This is a genomic window from Pseudomonas sp. MF08831 (genome assembly GCF_059862645.1).
Genome location: NZ_JCBCUX010000003.1, coordinates 263764 through 283548, shown reverse-complemented (window position 1 = coordinate 283548; position 19785 = coordinate 263764). Strand labels below are relative to the sequence as shown.

The 19785-nt window shown below is 60.7% G+C and carries 17 protein-coding genes; 11 read left to right on the top strand and 6 right to left on the bottom strand.

Going from position 1 to position 19785, the window contains the following annotated elements; genetic code table 11:
* The first annotated feature begins 69 nt into the window (after positions 1-69).
* The 3 genes from AC19YS_RS07545 (at position 70) to AC19YS_RS07535 (ending at position 3273) form a co-directional block, all read left to right on the top strand.
* Positions 70-618, top strand: coding sequence for a cupin domain-containing protein (locus AC19YS_RS07545; RefSeq protein ID WP_106575843.1), 549 nt, complete (start codon positions 70-72; stop codon positions 616-618).
* Between the two features lie 182 nt (positions 619-800).
* Positions 801-1217, top strand: coding sequence for a c-type cytochrome (locus tag AC19YS_RS07540; RefSeq protein ID WP_099488297.1), 417 nt, complete (start codon positions 801-803; stop codon positions 1215-1217).
* A 133-nt stretch (positions 1218-1350) separates the two neighbouring features.
* Positions 1351-3273 carry an acetyl-CoA hydrolase/transferase C-terminal domain-containing protein gene (locus tag AC19YS_RS07535; RefSeq protein WP_500601366.1) on the top strand — a complete coding sequence of 641 codons (1923 nt, stop codon included), beginning with the start codon at positions 1351-1353 and terminating at the stop codon, positions 3271-3273.
* Between the two features lie 149 nt (positions 3274-3422).
* Here AC19YS_RS07535 and AC19YS_RS07530 read toward each other — a convergent pair whose 3' ends face one another.
* Both AC19YS_RS07530 and rep read right to left on the bottom strand, forming a co-directional pair.
* Positions 3423-3995 carry a xanthine phosphoribosyltransferase gene (locus tag AC19YS_RS07530; RefSeq protein WP_094948722.1) on the bottom strand — a complete coding sequence of 191 codons (573 nt, stop codon included), beginning with the start codon at positions 3993-3995 and terminating at the stop codon, positions 3423-3425.
* 58 nt (positions 3996-4053) lie between these two features.
* Positions 4054-6063, bottom strand: a complete 2010-nt coding sequence (gene rep, locus AC19YS_RS07525; RefSeq protein WP_169367837.1) for a DNA helicase Rep — start codon at positions 6061-6063, stop codon at positions 4054-4056.
* Between the two features lie 269 nt (positions 6064-6332).
* Here rep and AC19YS_RS07520 point away from each other — a divergent pair, with 269 nt between their 5' ends.
* Positions 6333-7997 (top strand): putative bifunctional diguanylate cyclase/phosphodiesterase, encoded by a 1665-nt coding sequence (locus AC19YS_RS07520; RefSeq protein ID WP_106575841.1) that lies wholly within the window; start codon positions 6333-6335, stop codon positions 7995-7997.
* A 138-nt stretch (positions 7998-8135) separates the two neighbouring features.
* Here the strand turns inward: AC19YS_RS07520 and AC19YS_RS07515 are convergent, their stop codons facing one another.
* The gene (locus AC19YS_RS07515) at positions 8136-9539 is read right to left on the bottom strand and encodes a NorM family multidrug efflux MATE transporter (protein ID WP_500601365.1); all 1404 of its coding nucleotides are present in this window, start codon (positions 9537-9539) and stop codon (positions 8136-8138) included.
* Positions 9540-9675: 136 nt separating this feature from the next.
* Here AC19YS_RS07515 and AC19YS_RS07510 point away from each other — a divergent pair, with 136 nt between their 5' ends.
* Entirely contained in the window at positions 9676-10596 is a 921-nt protein-coding gene (locus tag AC19YS_RS07510; protein ID WP_500601364.1) for a LysR substrate-binding domain-containing protein, read from the top strand.
* 177 nt (positions 10597-10773) lie between these two features.
* Positions 10774-12750, top strand: a complete 1977-nt coding sequence (locus AC19YS_RS07505) for a methyl-accepting chemotaxis protein (RefSeq protein ID WP_500601363.1) — start codon at positions 10774-10776, stop codon at positions 12748-12750.
* Positions 12751-12753: 3 nt separating this feature from the next.
* On the opposite strand, the gene AC19YS_RS07500 is transcribed toward AC19YS_RS07505, so the two are convergent.
* Positions 12754-13668, bottom strand: a complete 915-nt coding sequence (locus tag AC19YS_RS07500) for an ABC transporter six-transmembrane domain-containing protein (protein ID WP_177410054.1) — start codon at positions 13666-13668, stop codon at positions 12754-12756.
* Between the two features lie 113 nt (positions 13669-13781).
* On the opposite strand from AC19YS_RS07500, the gene AC19YS_RS07495 reads away from it, so the two are divergent.
* Complete coding sequence (locus AC19YS_RS07495; RefSeq protein WP_106575836.1) at positions 13782-14360, top strand: TetR/AcrR family transcriptional regulator; 579 nt, start codon at positions 13782-13784, stop codon at positions 14358-14360.
* Between the two features lie 208 nt (positions 14361-14568).
* On the opposite strand, the gene AC19YS_RS07490 is transcribed toward AC19YS_RS07495, so the two are convergent.
* On the bottom strand, positions 14569-16065 hold the full coding sequence (locus tag AC19YS_RS07490; RefSeq protein ID WP_106575835.1) for a YifB family Mg chelatase-like AAA ATPase: 1497 nt from the start codon (positions 16063-16065) through the stop codon (positions 14569-14571).
* A 213-nt stretch (positions 16066-16278) separates the two neighbouring features.
* Positions 16279-16542 carry an accessory factor UbiK family protein gene (locus AC19YS_RS07485; RefSeq protein ID WP_058421153.1) on the bottom strand — a complete coding sequence of 88 codons (264 nt, stop codon included), beginning with the start codon at positions 16540-16542 and terminating at the stop codon, positions 16279-16281.
* A gap of 423 nt (positions 16543-16965) precedes the next feature.
* On the opposite strand from AC19YS_RS07485, the gene glnK reads away from it, so the two are divergent.
* The 4 genes from glnK (at position 16966) to sutA (ending at position 19743) form a co-directional block, all read left to right on the top strand.
* Complete coding sequence (gene glnK, locus AC19YS_RS07480; protein ID WP_002555808.1) at positions 16966-17304, top strand: P-II family nitrogen regulator; 339 nt, start codon at positions 16966-16968, stop codon at positions 17302-17304.
* Positions 17305-17339: 35 nt separating this feature from the next.
* Entirely contained in the window at positions 17340-18680 is a 1341-nt protein-coding gene (locus tag AC19YS_RS07475) for an ammonium transporter (RefSeq protein WP_017135897.1), read from the top strand.
* A gap of 208 nt (positions 18681-18888) precedes the next feature.
* On the top strand, positions 18889-19314 hold the full coding sequence (locus tag AC19YS_RS07470; protein WP_071485166.1) for a secondary thiamine-phosphate synthase enzyme YjbQ: 426 nt from the start codon (positions 18889-18891) through the stop codon (positions 19312-19314).
* Positions 19315-19416: 102 nt separating this feature from the next.
* Positions 19417-19743: a dormancy-specific transcriptional regulator SutA gene (gene sutA, locus AC19YS_RS07465; RefSeq protein WP_106575834.1), complete on the top strand. Its 327-nt coding sequence runs from the start codon at positions 19417-19419 to the stop codon at positions 19741-19743.
* The last annotated feature ends 42 nt before the right edge of the window (positions 19744-19785 follow it).

The window sequence follows — 19785 nt, the reverse complement described above, 5'->3', positions numbered from 1 at the left end:
AAATACTGAACGCTGTCGCCATGATAACGCTCAATTACAACAAAGCCTGAATCCTAGGAGGCTCCTGCATTGGACGTCGGCGAACGACTGCAATCCATCCGTAAACTGAAGGGTCTTTCCCAGCGCGAGCTCGCCAAGCGCGCGGGTGTCACCAACAGCACCATTTCGATGATCGAAAAAAACAGTGTCAGCCCCTCGATCAGCTCCTTGCGCAAGGTGCTGGGCGGCATTCCCATGTCGATGGTCGAATTCTTTTCCGAGGAGATCCTCCAGGAAAAACCGACCCAGGTCGTCTATAAAGCCAATGAGCTGATCGACATATCGGACGGCGCCGTCACCATGAAACTCGTGGGCCGCGCACACCCGAGCCGGGCGATTGCGTTTCTTAACGAGATTTACCCGCCGGGCGCCGACACTGGCGAAGAAATGCTCACCCACGAAGGCGAGGAAACCGGGATTCTGGTGGAAGGTCGCCTGGAATTGGTGGTCGGTCTTGAAACTTTTGTGCTCGAAGCCGGCGATAGCTACTACTTTGAAAGCACCAAGCCGCATCGTTTTCGCAACCCGTTCGATGTGCCGGCGCGACTAATCAGCGCAGCCACACCCGCGAACTTTTGACACAAGAGGCGTGCTGCCAGCGTTGCAGACACACCCGTAGCTGTATTCCGCAGGGCTGAATCTCCCTTTATTTAATAGGGTTGTTTCGGCCGGACGGGCTAACCGTTATACTTTCGCCGCCTGCGAAACCGTGGCCGCAGGCGTGAATAGCCACCATTGAGGGTGAACGCGTGAACCTAATTATGAAAATGCTGGCTGCACCAGCAACCGTACTGGCCCTATGGGCTGTCAGCGCTCAAGCTGCGACCAATGATGAAATTGCCAAGCGCCTGGAGCCTGTCGGCCAAGTCTGTGTTCAGGGCCAGGAATGCAAAGGCATGGAAGTGGCGGTGGCAGCCGGTGGCGGCGGCGGTGCAAAAACACCGGATGACGTGATCGCCAAGCACTGCAACGCCTGCCACGGCACCGGCCTGTTGGGCGCACCGAAAATTGGTGACACCGCGGCGTGGAAAGACCGTGCCGACCACCAAGGCGGCCTCGATGGCCTGCTGGCCAAGGCGATTACCGGCTTGAACGCCATGCCGCCCAAAGGCACCTGTGCCGATTGCTCGGATGCCGAGCTTAAAGGTGCGATCGAGAAGATGTCGGGTTTGAAGTAGACCGATCTTCGCCAAAAAAGCCGCTGCCCAGCGGCTTTTTTGTGCCTGGGATTTGTACTTCGAGACTGTTCATTGCAGCAAAGACCCGGCAAGCTCGGTCCAACCCCTAATCATGGAATGTCAGGAGGGTCGGATGGTGCAGTTGTGTTCAATCGAGCAAGCAGTTGACGACGTATTGGCGCGCTTGCCCGCGCATATCCACATGGGCATGCCGCTGGGCCTGGGCAAGCCCAACCTGTTCGTCAATGCGCTGTACCGGCGTATCGCCAAGTTGCCGGAGCGCGCGCTGACAATCTACACCGCGCTGGCCCTGGGTCGTCCGACCTTGGGCGACGGTTTGCAGAAGCGCTTTCTCGAGCCCTTCATCGAACGCGTCTTTGGCGATTACCCCGAGCTGGACTTTCTTGCCGACCTGCAAAAGGACAGCCTGCCCGCGAACATCCGCGTCCAGCAGTTCTTCATGCAGCCTGGCAGTCTGCTCCACAGCGCATCGGCGCAACAGGATTACGTCAGCAGCAATTACAGTCACGCGGCGCGCGACATCAACGCCGCCGGCCTGAATCTGGTGGCGCAACTGGTGGCCAGCAGCACTGAGCATCCGGATCGCCTGAGCTTGAGCTGCAACCCCGACATCACACTCGACCTGCTGCCGATGATCGAGAAGCGTCGCGATGCTGGCGAAACCGTCCTGATCGTTGGCCAAGTGCATTCCGATCTGCCCTACATGCCGGGCGATGCTGAACTGGGCATGGACGCGTTCGATTACCTGATCGACGCAAAGGACAGCACCACGCTGTTCTCCACGCCGAACATGCCGGTGGGTTTTCAGGACCACTTTATCGGCCTGCATGCCAGCACCCTGGTGCGCGATGGCGGCACGTTGCAGATCGGTATCGGCTCCATGGGCGATGCGCTGACCGCCGCCTTACTGGCGCGCCAGGCGGATAACGAGGCTTATCGACTGCTGCTCACCGACCTTGATGTGTATCAGTGGGCGCCCCTGATCAGCCGCGAAGGCGGTGTGTCGCCCTTTGCCCGTGGCCTGTATGGCTGCAGCGAAATGTTCGTCAACGGCCTGCTGGTACTGGCTGACGCCGGCATTATCCGGCGCAAGGTTTACCCGGATGTGACGACCCAGGCGCAAGCCAATGCCGGCATGCTGGATGACGCGGCGCAACCTGACGGCGTGTCGATCCATGGCGGTTTCTTCCTCGGGCCGCGCAGTTTTTACCAGCGCTTGCAGGAAATGACTCACGCCAAGCGCCTCGAATTCAACATGACTCGCATCAGCTACATCAACGAGCTGTATGGCCAGGAAGAGCTCAAGCGCCTGCAACGCCTGGACGCGCGGTTTATCAACAGCGCAATCATGGTGACCTTGCTCGGCGCAGGTGTGGCCGATCAGCTGGAAGATGGCCGCGTGCTCAGCGGCGTCGGCGGGCAGTACAACTTTGTTGCCCAGGGCCATGCACTAGAAGGCGCGCGTTCGATCCTGATCCTGCGCAGCTGGCGCGAGTCGGCCGGGGAGGTCAGTTCCAATATCGTCTGGGAGTACGGCCACTGCACCATTCCCCGGCACCTGCGCGATATCGTCATCACCGAGTACGGGATTGCCGATTTGCGTGGGCAGACAGATGCGAAGGTGATCGAGGCGCTGCTGAATATCACCGACTCGCGCTTTCAAAACGACTTGATCGAACAGGCGCAAAAGGCCGGCAAGCTGCCCAAGGATTTCGAGCTGGACCCACGCTTTGCCGACAATACGCCGGAGCGGCTCAAGGGTATTCAGGCGCGGCATCACCGGCTGTTTCCGGAGTATCCGCTGGGCACTGACTTCACGGATGAGGAGAAGGATCTGCTGCGCGCGCTGAATTGGCTCAAGAGCAAATTCAAGCTGACCGAGATTCTGGAGTTGGGCAAGGCGGCGCTGGATGCACCGGAGCCGGAGGCGTTTCCCAAGCATCTGGAGCGGATGCGGTTGGATCAGCCGGAGGGGTTGAAAGAGGATCTGTACCAGCGTTTGCTGCTCGCCGGTCTACAGGCCACCGCACACTAAAAACCACCTCGAAACCAACTGTGGGAGGGGGCTTGCCCCCGATTGCGTGTATCAGTCACCCAATGTGTTGGCTGACCCACTGCTATCGGGGGCAAGCCCCCTCCCACATTTTGAGTTGCGCCCACCCCAAATATTTGGGGTGTTATCGATTACTCGATGAAAGTAACCACACCACCGGCCAACGACTTCACCCGCGCCAGCGACTCAACCCGATAACCCTGCGCATCCAGCTCGGCACGGCCACCCTGGAACGACTTCTCGATCACAATCCCCAGGCCTGCGACGGTCGCGCCAGCTTGTTTGATGATCGAGATCAGCGCCTGGGACGCCTTGCCGTTGGCCAGGAAGTCATCGATCACCAGCACGCGGTCGCTGCTGGTCAGGTGGCGCGGCGAGATTGCCACGGTGCTTTCGACCTTCTTGGTGAACGAGTACACCGTTGCCGACAGCAGGTTCTCGGTCAGGGTCAGGGACTGCTGCTTACGCGCGAAAATCACCGGCACGCCCAGGTTCAGGCCGGTCATGATCGCCGGCGCAATGCCCGAGGCTTCGATGGTGACGATCTTGGTGATGCCCGAGTCCTTGAAGCGCTCGGCGAATTCGTCGCCGATCAGTTTCATCAGCGCCGGGTCGATCTGGTGGTTCAGAAAGGCGTCGACCTTGAGTACCTGATCGGAAAGCACGATGCCTTCTTCGCGAATTTTCTTGTGCAGTGCTTCCACGGAAAGCTTCCTCTAATGGCGCGGTGTGCGCCGAAAGTAGATTAAAAAGTAGTCGATTCTAGCGCTTTAACATCGCGCGTATATCCGCCAAGGCGGTATTGCCGCGAACGGCCTTCACCTCGGTCGGGGTGTCGTCATTGCCTTCCCAGGCCAGATCGTCCGGCGGTAGCTCGTCGAGGAACCGGCTGGGGGCACAGTCGATGATTTCGCCGTATTGCTTACGCTTGGCGGCGAAGGTGAAGGCCAGCGTCTGACGCGCGCGGGTAATGCCCACGTAGGCCAGGCGCCGTTCTTCTTCGATCGTGTCGGCTTCGATGCTGGAGCGGTGCGGGAGGATTTCCTCTTCCATGCCCATGATGAACACGTAGGGGAATTCCAGGCCCTTGGAGGCATGCAAGGTCATCATCTGCACGCCTTCGGCGCCGTCTTCCTCTTCCTGCTGGCGCTCGAGCATGTCGCGCAGCACCAGCTTGCCGATGGCGTCTTCGACGGTCATTTCGCCGTCTTCGTCTTTTTCCAGGGTGTTTTTCAGCGCTTCGATCAAGAACCAGACGTTGCCCATGCGGTAATCCGCGGCCTTGTCGCTGGAACTGTTGGTGCGCAGCCAGTTTTCATAGTCGATGTCCATGACCATGCTGCGCAGCGCGCTGATCGGGTCTTCGCCGGCGCACTGCTCGCGCACCTTGTCCATGAAGCGCTTGAAGCGCGCCAGGCGGTCGGTGAACCGAGTGTCCAGGTGCTCGCCCAGGCCGATTTCGTCGGTGGCGGCGTACATCGAGATTTTGCGTTCCGTGGCGTAGTTGCCGAGCTTTTCCAGCGTAGTCGAACCGATTTCCCGGCGTGGGACGTTGATCACGCGCAGGAAGGCGTTATCGTCGTCCGGGTTCACGATCAGGCGGAAGTAAGCCATCAGGTCTTTCACTTCTTGGCGTCCGAAAAAGCTGTTGCCGCCCGACAGGCGATACGGCACCTGGTGGTGCTGCAATTTCAGTTCGATCAGCTTGGCCTGGTAGTTGCCGCGGTACAGGATCGCAAAGTCGCTGTAGGGGCGGTCGGTGCGCAAGTGCAGGCTGAGGATTTCCACGGCCACGCGCTCGGCTTCGGCGTCTTCATTGCGGCAGCGGATCACGCGGATTTCGTCGCCGTGGCCCATCTCGCTCCACAGTTGTTTTTCAAACTCGTGGGGGTTGTTGGAGATGAGCACGTTGGCGCAACGCAGGATACGGCTGGTGGAGCGGTAGTTCTGCTCCAGCATCACCACTTTCAGGGACGGGTAGTCGTCCTTGAGCAGCATCAGGTTTTCCGGGCGCGCACCGCGCCAGGCATAGATCGACTGGTCGTCGTCGCCCACCACGGTGAACTGGTTGCGCGTGCCGATCAGCATTTTTACCAGCAAGTACTGGCTGGCGTTGGTGTCCTGGTATTCATCCACCAGCAGGTAGCGGACCTTGTTCTGCCATTTTTCGAGGATGTCGGCGTGTTCCTCGAACAGCTTTACCGGCAGCAGGATCAGGTCGTCAAAGTCCACCGCGTTGAACGCCTTGAGCGTGCGCTGGTAGTGGGTGTAGACGATGGCGGCGGTCTGTTCCTTGGGGTTGCGCGCGTTTTCCAGGGCCTGGGGCGGCAGGATCAGGTCGTTTTTCCAGGCGCCGATCATGTTCTTGATCTCATCCACGCCGTCGTCGCCTGCGTATTCCTTTTGCATGATGTCGGTCATCAGCGACTTCACATCGGTTTCGTCGAAAATCGAGAAACCGGGCTTGTAGCCCAGCCGCGCATGCTCCTTGCGGATGATGTTCAGGCCCAGGTTGTGGAAGGTACACACGGTGAGACCACGGCCTTCGCCGCCCTTGAGCAGCGTGCCGACACGCTCTTTCATTTCGCGCGCCGCCTTGTTGGTAAAGGTCATGGCGACGATGTACTGGGCGCGGATGCCACAGTTCTGGATCAGGTGCGCGATCTTGCGGGTAATCACGCTGGTCTTGCCGGAGCCTGCGCCGGCGAGCACCAATAGAGGGCCGCCGACGTAGTTCACGGCTTCTTGCTGCCGGGGATTGAGTCGGGACATACAGAATTCAGGGAGTCGTTGTTCAAAAGGGCGGGCATTTTAACAGGCTCGCAGGATTCTGCTCTCACAGAACGACAGTGTGACGTACCACTCGATCTAAATTTGCCGGTTTTGATACTTTGCCGCAGGATGTGGGGGCCTTCTGTCCTTGAAGATCGGGACGAATGCTTACAGCCAGCGTATTTGATAACCCTTATCATTGGTGATTATCAGGCCGCGCGTCATAATGCCCGCCGCCAACGAAATTTTGCAGAGTCTAGGGAGCTAGCTTGTCTACGCCTGTCGAACCCTTGCGTTTGCTGCTACTGGCCGATGAGCCAGCGTGGGCAGCGTTGTTGCGCGAGTGCCTGGCGCCGATGGGCGATGGGGCTGTGCTGATCAGTGCGCCCAACTGGGACTCGGTGAGTCGTCTGTTCGATGACGACCACACGGCCGTGTTATTGACCACGCCCAGCCTGCAACCCGGCCCCGGCCGTTGCAACTTGCCGTGCGTATTACTGCTGGAGCAGGAACCGCTGGTTTCCCCGCTGGGTGTCAGCGATTGGTTGATCCGTGAGGTGTTGGATGCCGATACATTGCGCCGCTGCCTGCGCCATGTCCGCGAGCGCGGCGTGCTGGAGACCACCCTGCAGCGTCTGGCCGAACAGGACCCGCTCACCGGGATCGCCAATCGCCAGGGTTTCCAAACCCTGCTGGCGGCGCGGCTGGTTGAAAACGAAGGCCGTGGCCTGGCGCTCGGCCACCTTGACCTCGATAACTTTCGCCATGCCAACGACGCTTTAGGCCACCAGGCCGGCGACCGGTTGATCCTGCAAGTGGTTTCGCGCCTCAAGAGCCAGCTCGAAGCCGGGGACCAGTTGGCGCGCCTGGGCAGCGATGAGTTCGCCCTGCTGATCGATACGCGCCGCGCGCCCCAGCGTGCCGAATGGATGGCCGAACGCATCACCGAAGCCATGGCCGAACCCTATTGGGTGGATGGCGAAAGCTTGTTGATCGGCTGCAGCCTGGGCGTGGCGCATGCCCGCGCGCGTGCTGGCGCCGACCCACTGATGTGGCACGCGCACATCGCCATGCAGCAAGCCAAAAGTACGCAAGGCTGCACCTTTCATATCTTCAACGAACGCATCAACCGCAACGCGCGCAGCCTGGCCGACCTGGAAAGTGAACTGCGCCGCGCATTGCGCCGCGACGAGCTGGAACTGCACTACCAGCCGCGCCTGGACCTGGACGACGGGCATATTGTCGGCCTGGAAGCCTTGGTGCGCTGGCGCCATGGCGAACGCGGCCTGTTGCCACCCAGCGAGTTCGTGCCACTGGCCGAACAGAGCGGCCTGATTGTGCCGCTGGGCTACTGGGTGATCTCCCGTGCCCTGCGCGACATGCAAGACCTGCGCGAACGAGGCCTGCCGCCGCTGCACATGGCGGTCAACCTGTCGTTTCGCCAGTTCCAGGACAGCCAACTGCTCTCGACTCTCAGCCGGCTGATTGCCGAGCGTGGTGTGGAAGCGCAGTGGCTGGAGTTCGAATTGACCGAAACCGCCGTCATGCGCCGCAGTGACTTGGTCAAACAAACCATGGACGCCCTCGGCCGCCTGGGCGTGCGGTTTTCCCTGGATGACTTTGGCACTGGATTCTCGTCGTTCGTGCACCTCAACAGCCTGCCGATTGCCCTGTTGAAGATCGACAAGAGCTTTGTCGGCGGCATGGAAGAGCGCGAAGAGAATCGCAAGCTGGTGCACGCCATGATCAACCTGGCGCACAACCTCAACCTGGAAGTGGTGGCTGAAGGTGTGGAAACGCCCGAGCAGTTGGCGCTGTTGCGCTTGTTCGGTTGCGACCAGGCGCAGGGTTATTTGATCAGCAAGCCGTTGCCGTTGCCGGAATTGGTGGAGTATTTGACGTTTGGCAAGAGCCAGCAGGCTTTGCTGGGTTGAAGTGCGAACCCAATCAACTGTAGGAGCTGGCTTGTGTGGGAGCTGGCTTGCCTGCGATGCAGACACCTCGGTGTGTCATGCATAACCAGGTGATGCCATCGCAGGCAAGCCAGCTCCCACATTGAACGAGTACAGTCTCTAGTCGGGTTGCATGGCCTGAAACTCAGCACGAATTTCCGGCTCCCGCCTAATCATGCGCTTCATCTTCGCCTCAAACGCCCAGGTCAAACTGACGGCCGCGCAGGCCAGGCCCAACGCCAGACCCCACCACACACCGGTCGGCCCCCAGCCGAGGGTGAATGCCATCAACCACGCCGCCGGCGCGCCGATCAGCCAGTAGCAACCCAAGCCCACCAGAAAGGTCGTCTTGGCGTCCTTCAACCCACGGATGCAGCCCATGGCGATGGTCTGCACACCGTCGAACAATTCGAACCAGGCCGCCACGGCCAGCAGGCTGACGGCCAGGACGATTACGTCATGGAAAGCCGGGTCGTTATGGTCGAGGAACAGCCCGATAAGCGCATCGGAAAACAGCCACAGCACTGCGGCAAATCCCAACATCACTGCCGCACCGAATCCGATGCCGACACGCCCGGCCATGCGCGCCTGCAGCAACTGTCCGGCGCCGTAATGCTGGCCGATGCGCATGGTGATCGCGTATGACATTCCCGCTGGCACCATGAACGCTACCGAGACGATTTGCAGGGCAATCTGATGCGCCGCCAGTTGCGTACTGCCCATGGTGCCCATGCACAGCGCCGCGAAGGCAAACAAGCCGACCTCCACCGCATAGGTGCCACCAATCGGCAAGCCCAGGCGCCACAGCTCGCGCAGATACAGGGTGTTGAGGCGCAGCAGGCCTGAACTCAGCGGGTAGGCAGCGTAAGCCCGGTTACTGCGGATGTACCACATCAGCGCCAAAGCCATGCTGTTGGCGACAATCGCAGTGACCAGGCCAATACCCATCAATCCCAGTTTCGGCAGGCCGAACATGCCTTCTATCAAGGCGTGGTTGAGGCAGTAGTTGAGCACCGTACCGCCCAGGCTGATCACCATCACTGGCGTGGCTTTGCCGATAGCGCTGGTAAAGCCGCGCAAGGCCATGAAGCTCAGGTAGCCGGGCAGGGCGAACGGCAGGATGGTCAGAAATTGCCCCGCCGCATGCACGTTGGTTTCGGTCTGGCCAAACATCAGCAATACGGGCTTGAGGTTCCACAGCAGCAAGCCGGCCACCAATGCCATCAGCCAGGCAAGCCACAGCCCGGCCTGGGTCAGGCGGGTGGCGCCTTCGATGTCGCCCGCGCCTTGGCGAATGGCCACAAGCGTGCCGACTGCAGCAATCACGCCGATGCAGAAAATCGCCACGAACGAATAGCTCGCTGCGCCCAGGCCGCCACCGGCGAGGGCTTCGGGGCTCAGGCGGGCCATCATCAGGGTGTCGGTCAGTACCATCAACATGTGCGCCAACTGTGAGGCAATCAACGGCCCCGACAGCCGCAGAATGGCCCAGAGTTCAGTACGCACCGGATGCTGCATGATCATCACGCTCAAAAAGTCAGAGGGTTGGGGAGGGGTTGATTCTCGGCGCTCCCAACGCATTACACAAAAGGATAAAAGCGATCGTTCGCATGATTAAAACTCATGGTAGGGTTTGGTCTTGCTCTGTCGGAGGTTCCCTATGCCACGTCGTCTTCCTCCGTTGTACGCCTTGCGCGCGTTTGAGGCCGCTTCACGGCACAACTCCTTTACCCGCGCGGCAGAGGAGCTGTCGATCACGCAAAGTGCCGTCAGCCGGCATATCCGCACACTCGAAGAGCATTTTGCCTGCCGCCTGTTCCAGCGCAGCGGCCGCAACCTGCAGCTCACCGAAGCGGCGCGCTTGCTGCTGCCCGGCGTGCGCGAGGGTTTTGCTGCGCTGGAGCGGGCCTGTCACACCCTGAATGCCGAAGACGACATCCTGCGCATGAAAGCGCCGTCGACCCTGACCATGCGCTGGTTGCTGGCGCGGCTCAGCCGCTTCCGGGCGTTGCAGCCGGGCAACGAGGTGCAACTGACCAGTGCGTGGATGAGCGTGGACGAAGTGGACTTCAACCAGGAGCCGTTCGACTGCGCGGTGTTGCTGAGTTATGGGCATTTTCCGGCGGACTGGGAAGCCAGTTACCTGTTCCCCGAACTGCTGATCCCCGTGGGCGCCCCCAACCTGCTGGCAGACGGGCCGTGGGACGTAACGCGTCTGGCGTGCGCTGAGCTGCTGCACCCCACGCCCGACCGCCGCGACTGGCGCAATTGGCTGCAGCGCATGGGGCTTGCATCTCAGGTCTCGCTCAAGGGCGGGCAGGTGTTCGACACGCTTGAGCTGGGCATGATCGCCGCAGCACGGGGTTACGGGGTGTCGATGGGCGATTTGCTGATGGTCGCCGAGGACGTGGCCCAGGGACGATTGAGCCTGCCGTGGCCGACCGCCGTGGCCAGTGGCGAAAATTACTACCTGGTGTGGCCGAGAACCCGCCCTGGTGGCGAGCGTTTAAGGCGTCTGGCGGAATTTCTTCAAGGTGAGGTCAAGGCCATGGAGTTGCCCCAGGTCGAGCGCCTTGACTGAAGCGTTACTGGCCTTTTATGCAATCGTATGCGCGATACCCCTGTGAATCGCTCAAGTATTCCCCGCGCCCGCCGAATAAGGTGTGTTGGAACTACCGTGCACCAACGTTTCCCACTAGATAATTTGCCGAGTAGCGCTATGAGATCAGGATGATCCTGGCCTCGGCCAGGAGCTGTCATGTCTCAACCTCGCGCTCGGATTGCCTCCCAGTTAGGCCTCGCATTAGCCGTGATACTGGCTGTCGTCATTAGCGGCAGTACGGTTTTCGCCTTGCGGTCGCTCGACTCCGCCAACCTCGACACCCGCGAGGAACACCTGGCCAGCGAAGCGCGTTTGCTCGCCGACCAACTCAATACCTTCCACAGCACCTTGCGCGAAAGTACCCAGCGTTTGAGCGGGCTGTTTGAAAAGCGCTTTGGTGCGGGGTTGAGTGTACGCGGCGAGCAGCAGGTCGCAGTGGCGGGTGTACAAACCCCGAGCCTGTTCATGGGCAACGACCTGTTGAACAACGATTTCGATGAGGTCGATGAATTCAAGGACACCTCCGGCGGCGTGGCCACCGTGTTTGTGCGCAGCGGCGAAGACTTTGTCCGCATCAGCACGTCCCTGACCAAACAAGACGGCAGTCGCGCCATCGGTACGGCGCTGGACCACCAGCATCCGGCGTATCAACGCCTGCTTGCCGGGCAAAGTTACGTCGGCCGCGCCGTGCTGTTCGACCGCTCCTACATGACCCAATACACACCGGTGCGCGATGCCGGCGGCAAAGTGATTGCGGTGCTGTTTGTCGGTTTCGACTACACCGATGCCCAGAACGCCCAGTTTGAAAACCTCAAGCGCTTCCGTATCGGCCAGACGGGTTCCCTTGCGCTGCTAGACGAACAGAAGCACTGGCTGGTGCCACCCGCCGGCGTGCAGGCACTGGACCAGGCGGTACCGGTGGTGCTCGACCTGGCCAAAAAACCGGGCGAGGGGCGTTTCTGGAGTGACAAAAACGAAGATTTCTACAGCGTCTCAGTGCCGTTTGAAGGCGGCCCGTGGTCGGTGGTGGCGAGCATGCCGAAATCCGAAATTCGCGAAGTGACCTGGGCCGTTGGTATTCGCCTGGTGATTGGCAGCGTGTTGGCAATGTTGTTCGCGGTGGGCGCGGCGGTCTGGCTGTTGCGCAGTAAGTTGCAACCCTTGAGTGACCTCGTGCGTCAAGCCGAAGCCCTCGGCGCGGGTGACTTGAGTGCGCGCCTCAATGTGTCCAGTAATGACGAAATCGGCCAATTGGCGCGCAGCTTCAACCAGATGGGTGAAGCGCTGTCGACCATGGTCTCGCATATCCGCAAGGCCGCCGAAGAGGTCAACAGCCGTGCCCAGGCATTGTCCGGTTTGTCGGGTGGCGCCTATGAAGGCATGGAGCAGCAGTCCGGCGAAATCACCAGCATGGCCGGCGCGGTAGAAGAGTTCAGCGCAACGTCGCTGAACATCGCCGACAACATGGGCAACACCGAGCGGTTGGCCCAGGAAAACGCCCAGCAAACGCGCATCGGCCGCACCTCGATGCAGGAGGCCTCGTCGTCGCTGGAACATATCGCCACCGCGCTGAACAGCACGGCCACGGTGATCAATACCTTGGGCCAGCGCTCCCAGGAAATCGGCGGGATCGTGGGTGTGATCACCTCGATTGCCGAACAGACCAACCTGTTGGCGCTCAACGCGGCCATCGAAGCCGCCCGCGCCGGTGAGCAAGGCCGTGGTTTTGCCGTGGTCGCCGACGAGGTGCGCAACCTGGCCTCGCGCACCCGCCAGGCTACTGATGAAATCTCCGGGATGATCCAGAGCATTCAGCAGGAAACCGGTAATGCCATCAGCACCATGGAACACGGCAATACGTTGATGCAGGAAGGCCTGTCGCGCAACGCCGACGTGGCTTCAGCCCTGGCGCGTATCGACGAGCAAAGCCGCTCGGCCGGTCAGCAATTTGCGGCAATTACCACGGCAACCCAAGAGCAGAGCAGCACCGCGACCTTGCTCAGCAGCAACCTGCAAAGCATTGCGCTGGCCAACAGCGAGCAGCGTGAAGTGGTGTCGAACCTGGCCGTTACCGCCAAGGAGCTGGAAACCCTGGCGGCGGGTTTGCGGCATGAGGTTGATCGGTTTCGTTGAGGCTTAGCGCTCGCCCAGGCCCGGGTCTACGCGTTTGCCGATGTCTTTGAGGCGCGCCAGTTGATCGACCATGCCGGGCGCCTCGTCCAGGCTGCTGACGAAGGTCCACAGGTAGGTCATCACTGCGTACACGTGGCCGGCCTTCACCGCCGGCGACAACGCCAACTGGCTGATGGCGACCACAAACAGCAGGGCTGCCAGCGTACCGATAAACAGGAACGCGGCGGCCTCGCGGTCTGACAGCCAGATGCGCAGGCGCGACAGCACTTGATAGTGGCGCTGCAAGGTGTGCGCACCGACCTTTTCCACCAGGCCGATTTCCTTCTCCAGGCGGTCATTCAGGCGTTCATGCAACTGCTGATTGCGCCGCGCAAACCGTGGCAGCAAGGTGGTGCACAACAGCAATGCACTCAGGCACGCCAGGCCGATCCACGGCTCGATCACCAGCAACATCACCGCCGCGCCGACGATGGAAACCAGCGCCGTGGCGATGATCGGCACGTGTTTTTCGAAGAAGTCCACAAAGTCCCGCGCCAATACCACCCGCGCCGCCGCACGTGAGGTGCTGTGGTTTTGCAGGCGCTGGTTGAGAATCACCGGTACCGCGAGGTCGGCGTAGATCCGCGTGAAGGTGCGCGTGTCCAGCGCACGGCGTGCCGCCCCGACCACCCAGAACGCCAAAACCACCGCGGCGTAAAACAGCGCGCTGGCGGCATCGCCACGGATGATCGAATCCACCGCGAACCCGGCAAACAGCGGGTAGGCCAGCAGCAGCGCATTTTCCAACGCGACCAGTGACAGTGTGCAAAAGAGCTTTCCGGGATATGCGCGGGCGATTGCCTTGAGCGTCTGGCTGGCGGACTGTTGGCCGATTTTCTTGCTTTCTTCAATCAGGATTTGTGGGGTGACGGATGACATGGGTGCACCAAAGGAGTGATAGACGCTATTATTGAGCGACTGCTCAAGTATCCTTGAGCGATCGCTCAAAAAGCAAGCGCCACTCATCATCCGACGCCTGAGGGAAATGCCGAATGTCGCGTATCGACCGTAAAGACCAGATCATCGCCGCCGCCCTGGAGCTGTTTCGCAACAAAGGGTTTGCCGATGTGTCCACCCGCGACCTGGCCGAACATGCCGGCCTGTCGCGCAGCCACGTTTACCACTACTTCAGCGATTGGAATGAACTGCGCCGGGAAGCCTTTGTGCGCTTTGCCAATGAACAGTTGGAGCAAGTGCGTGCGCCGCTGGTGGGCGTGGCACCGCTTGAGGCGCTGGTGGGTTTCTTGCGCGACTGCCTGCCGTGCACGGCCGACGCGGGCTGGGCACTGTGGCTGGATGCCTGGGACGAAGCGATGCACGACCCGCAGATGGCCCAGGCGTACTTGGTGATCAACGCGCAGTGGCAGGGCATGCTTGCCGAGGTGATCGAGCGCGGCGTCGCTGCCAACGTTTTCCGCTGTGATGCGCCCCATCGTGCTGCCCGGCAGATCTTCGCCATGGCGATGGGGTATGCCGATGACCTGATGCTGAATCCTTCTACCGAGTCGGCAGAAGCGGTGCTGGATGAAGTCATGGAAGTGGCGAGGCTGTTGCTGGATTTCACCGCTTAGGCCTCCGCGCACTTTTGGCGGCCACCACATTCCTGCGTGGCGAGCGGGCGTGCCCCGCGTTGGAGTGCGAAGCGCTCCCAGTCCGGCTGCCATGCTTTAACTGTTAGACCGCGTCGCCAATTTCTGGGGCTGCTGCGCAGCCCAACGCGGGGCAAGCCCGCTCACTACAAGAAGCCCGTTTACTGCAAGGGATGATGCTGGCCTCAGGCTAACCGACCGCCGCAGGCCGATATTGCAGTGCCTCGGCCAAGTGATGCCGAGCAATATTCTCAACCCGCTCAAGGTCTGCCAGCGTGCGCGCCACCTTGAGCAAGCGATGTGCCGCGCGCAGCGACAGCGTCAGCCGCTCGCAGGCGCTTTCCAGCCAGCCTTCATCGGCTTTCGCCAATTGGCAGTGTTTGCGTAACCCTGGCAAATCCAGAAAGGCATTGGCGCAACCCTGGCGTTTGAGTTGGCGCTCGCGGGCGTCGGCCACCTGTGCCGAGGCCTTCGCCGTGTTATCGCCAGGCGGCTGGGTCGGGTTTAGTGCTGTGGTTTCCCGGGCGACGGTAAGGTGCAAGTCGATCCGGTCCAGCAGGGGACCGGAAAGTTTGTTGCGATAGCGCTGAATCTGCTCCGGCGTACACCGACAGCGCCCACTCGGTTCGCCCATATACCCGCAAGGGCAGGGGTTCATGGCCGCCACCAGTTGAAAGCGTGCCGGGAAACTCACTCGGTCGCGCGCACGGGAAATGACGATGTGTCCCGATTCAAGCGGTTCGCGCAGCACCTCCAGGACCTTGCGATCAAACTCCGGCAACTCATCCAGAAACAATACGCCGTGGTGGGCGAGGGTGATTTCCCCCGGTTGCGGTTTTGACCCGCCGCCCACCAGCGCCGGCCCCGAGGCCGAGTGGTGTGGCTGACGGAACGGCCGGTGCGGCCAATGGCTCAGTGGTGCGAGGCTGACCACCGACTGGATCGCCGCCACTTCCAGCGCTTCCTGCTCGCTCAACGGTGGCAGTAACCCCGGCAGCCGGCTGGCCAGCAAGGTCTTGCCGGTGCCGGGCGGCCCGCTGAACAGCAGGTTATGCGCGCCCGCCGCAGCGATCAGCAGCGCGCGCTTGGCCGCCAGTTGGCCTTGTACTTCGCTCAGGTCTGGATAGGGTTTGTTCAAGTACTGCAAGCCATCGGACTTATAGGGCTCGATCGGCACCTGCCCATTCAGGTGCGCCACCACTTGCAGTAAGTGATCCACCGCAATCACCTTCAACCCAGAGGCCAGGCACGCCTCCTCGGCATTCGCCCGCGGCACTATCACGGTGCGTCCGGCCTTGCGGGCTGCCAGTGCTGCCGGCAACACGCCTTTGACTGCGCGTACTTCGCCGGACAGTGCCAATTCGCCCAGGCATTCCACGTCATCCAGCATCAACGACGGCACCTGCAGGCTTGCAGCCAGGATGCCCAAGGCAATCGCCAAGTCAAAACGCCCGCCGTCCTTGGGCAGGTCGGCGGGCGCGAGGTTGAGGGTGATGCGCCGGGCTGGGTATTGCAGCGCGCAGTTCAGGATGGCGCTGCGCACGCGGTCCTTGCTTTCCTTGACGGCGGTTTCCGGCAGACCCACCAGTGTCAGGGATGGCAGACCATTGGCCATGTGCACTTCAACCGTGACGGCAGGGGCTTCGACGCCAATCTGGGCGCGGCTGTGGACGATGGCGAGGGACATGCTCGTTCCTTGAGTGGAGGGCCGCTTCCTGCGGGTTTTTCAAGGGTAGACGAGGTGGCGAAGAGCGAGGCGGGGGAGGTTTTACAGAACGTATCCAGAGCGCAACGTAGAGCAAATGTGGGAGCTGGCTTGCCTGCGATGCGGGCGCCTCGGTGTATCAGTTACACCGAGTCGATGCCATCGCAGGCAAGCCAGTTCCCACACTGAGCGTGTTTATTCAGCAGCAGGTGGCGTCAGCCGCGCTTCCAACTCCGCGACTTTCGCCTCGAGGCTCTCCAGCCGTGCACGCGTGCGGGCCAGCACCACCATTTGGCTGTCAAATTCTTCACGGCTCACCAGGTCGAGCTTGCTGAAGCCGCTTTGCAGCAGCGCCTTGAACTGGCTTTCGATTTCGTTGCGAGGCAGCGGGGTTTCGCCGCTGAACAGGCGAGAGGCGTGGCCGCTCAGGGCGTCTAGGAGATCTTTGGGCGCGAGCATGGGAAACATTCCGGAAAAACGGTTGGCGGGCAGTGTATCACGCAGCGTCTATAGTCTTTTTCACCGCCTGGAGCGCACGCTTTTCGCGCAGTGCCCCGGGCGGCTGCGCACTGTTTTTGTGCGCATTGGCGTCGCCAAAACGCCCCGCAGGTGGGCATAAGTGGGCAAAGGACTGATTTCAGTGATTTTTACGGAGCTGGCAAGCTTTCTGCTTAGACGATCATGACCCATGCACTGATGCAGTCGCTGTGACGAATGCAGTGCGCCGACGGATCAGGGGTACAGGTTTCGTCACCAGTGGTTCGCTGGCGTCGCAACGGTAAATGCCGAGGCGACGACGCGTTACAAAGCCAGGCACTGCGCTTAGACTTGAGACGGGTTTGTTTTCCTGGGGCAAGTCCACCAATTCGGGAGAGAGTTTTCATGAAGCTAGTCACTGCCATCATCAAGCCGTTCAAGTTGGACGATGTACGCGAGTCGCTGTCCGAGATCGGCGTGCAGGGCATTACCGTTACTGAGGTCAAAGGCTTCGGTCGGCAGAAGGGTCACACCGAGCTGTATCGCGGCGCGGAATACGTGGTCGATTTTCTGCCAAAGGTGAAGATTGATGTCGCCATTGACGACAAGGATCTTGACCGGGTTATCGAGGCGATAACCAAGGCGGCCAACACCGGCAAGATCGGTGACGGCAAGATCTTCGTGGTCAATCTGGAACAGGCTATTCGCATCCGTACCGGCGAAACCGATACCGACGCAATCTAAGCCGCCAAACCCCCAACGCCCCAGGAGAAAACAATATGACTCTGCGTAAATTCGCAGGGCTAGGAGCCCTGTTGTCCCTCGTAATGCCGGCCCTGGCATTGGCGGCGGACCCAGCCCCCGCTCCAGTCCTCAATTCCGGCGACACGGCGTGGATGCTCACATCCACCGCGCTGGTGCTGTTCATGACCATTCCAGGCCTGGCGCTGTTCTATGGCGGCATGGTTCGCTCCAAAAACATTCTTTCCGTGATGATGCAGTGCTTCGCCATCACCGGCTTGATCACCATTTTGTGGTTCGTTTACGGCTACAGCATGGCGTTCGACACTACCGGTATGGAAGCAGGCGTCGTCAACCTCAACTCGTTCGTGGGCGGCCTGTCCAAACTGTTCCTGTCGGGTGTCACCCCGGCGAGCATCACCGGCCCTGCGGCGCTGTTCCCTGAGGCGGTGTTCGTCACTTTCCAGATGACGTTCGCCATCATTACGCCTGCGCTGATCGTCGGTGCCTTCGCCGAGCGTATGAAGTTCTCCGCGATGCTGATCTTCATGGGCGTCTGGTTCACCCTGGTCTACGCACCGATTGCGCACATGGTGTGGGGCGGTCCGGGTTCGTTGCTGGGCGATTGGGGCGTGCTGGACTTCGCCGGCGGCACTGTGGTGCACATCAACGCCGGTGTGGCTGGCCTGGTGGCGTGCCTGGTACTCGGCAAGCGTAAAGGCTTCCCAACCACGCCGATGGCGCCTCACAACCTGGGTTACACCCTGGTCGGTGCTGCCATGCTGTGGGTCGGTTGGTTTGGCTTCAACGCCGGCTCTGCGGCTGCGGCCAACGGCACTGCCGGTATGGCGATGCTGGTCACTCAGATTGCGACCGCTGCTGCCGCGCTGGGCTGGATGTTTGCCGAGTGGGTCACTCACGGTAAGCCAAGCGCACTGGGCATCGCTTCGGGTGTGGTGGCAGGTTTGGTTGCAATCACCCCTGCTGCGGGCACCGTGGGCCCAATGGGCGCCCTGGTGATTGGTCTGGCGGCGGGCGTGGTGTGCTTCTTCTGCGCCACTACCCTGAAACGCAAACTGGGCTACGACGACTCCCTGGACGCCTTCGGCGTGCACGGTATCGGCGGTATCCTCGGCGCGATCCTGACCGGCGTGTTCGCGGCTCCGTCTCTGGGCGGCTTCAACGCGGCGACCACTGACATCGCAGCGCAAGTCTGGATCCAGTGCAAAGGCGTCGGCTTCACCGTGATCTACACGGCTATCGTGACCTTCATCATCCTCAAGGTGCTGGACATGGTCATGGGCCTGCGGGTTACCGACGAAGAAGAGGCCGTGGGCCTCGATCTGGCACAACACAACGAGCGCGGCTACAACTTGTAAGTACGCGAAAAAAAGATGCCCGGCTTGCCGGGCATTTTTTTGTCTGGGGTTTGTCTGTGGCTAAAGGTGTACGGGTTTATGCCGACTTTGTGATGGGAACCACACGGCACTTTTAAGGGTGTGAATGTCTTACAGGCATGTAGGTGTATTCGGTACTTTGTTTTTTTCCAGAGCGCGCTAGAATGCGCGCCGATAGGCGGAGAACTGTATGTGGCAACAGACCCTGATAACCCTGCGGGCCAAGCCCCGGGGCTTTCACTTGGTGACGGATGAGTTGCTCGCCGGCCTGCCTGAATTGAAGGCGTGCCGTGTGGGCCTGTTGCATTTGTGGTTGCAGCACACCTCGGCTTCGTTGACGGTCAACGAAAATGCCGACCCGGCGGTTCGCCGTGACTTCGAGCGTTTTTTCAACTCGCTGGTGCCGCAAGGGCGTGCAGGGTTCGAACACAACGACGAAGGTCCGGATGATCTGCCGGCGCACTTCAAGGCCAGTCTTCTGGGCTGCCAGCTGAGTTTGCCGGTCAAGGCCGGCCGCTTGGCGATGGGGACCTGGCAAGGTGTTTATCTGGGCGAGCACCGTGATCATGGCGGTGCTCGTAAAGTCCTCGCCACCTTGCACGGTGATGGGGCATAAGCCACTGGCAATCCAGTGGATGTTGATTTTTTTCCGGCGACCTCGACAGAGGGTGAAGCTGGGCTATAACTAATCTGCTTTTCGCAAGTCATGAGGTAGAACATGAGCGACGATGATCTGGAAAACGACGAACTCGAAGTCGGTGACGACGACGAGGCCGAAGAAGGTCTTGAGGCGGCAGCTGAGGACGTTGCTGACGACGACGGTGGCGACGATGCACCTGTCCCGGCAGCCAAAGGCAAAGCCAAGGCCGCTGTTTCGGTAGATGAACTGCCAAGCGTTGAAGCCAAGAACAAAGAGCGCGATGCGCTGGCCCGTGCGATGGAAGAATTCCTCGCCAAAGGCGGCAAAGTGCAGGAAGTCGAGGCCAACGTGGTAGCAGATCCACCGAAGAAGCCGGATAACAAGTACGGTAGCCGTCCTATCTGAGGTCAGCCGCTCGCTTGCATGAAAAAGCCCGCCGTCGCTGCG